This window comes from Staphylococcus pasteuri, from assembly GCF_030547725.1.
Lineage (GTDB): Bacteria > Bacillota > Bacilli > Staphylococcales > Staphylococcaceae > Staphylococcus > Staphylococcus pasteuri.
Genome location: NZ_JAUOQO010000667.1, coordinates 1 through 250, shown reverse-complemented (window position 1 = coordinate 250; position 250 = coordinate 1). Strand labels below are relative to the sequence as shown.

Here is a 250-nt window from a genome sequence, read left to right as displayed (position 1 = left end):
CTCGTAATCGGTTCAGGTGGTACATACGCGGCTTTCACTTTATTACAGGACGAGCCTGAAGGGAGCACTCAATCTTTAACTCTTGGTTCTGGTAATGAAATAGAGACAGAAGAGCTAACGAAAATTAACAAAGCTTATGAATTAATCCAGGATCGCTATGTAAATGATATCGATCAAAAAGAGTTGTTAGATGGAGCTATTAAAGGAATGGTAGATACACTTGAAGATCCTTATTCAGTCTATATGGACC

General features: G+C 38.4%; 1 pseudogene. It reads left to right on the top strand.

The annotated features are described in order from the left end of the window. Positions 1-250 (top strand): annotated as a pseudogene (locus tag Q4528_RS15105) (peptidase S41); the annotation flags it as partial.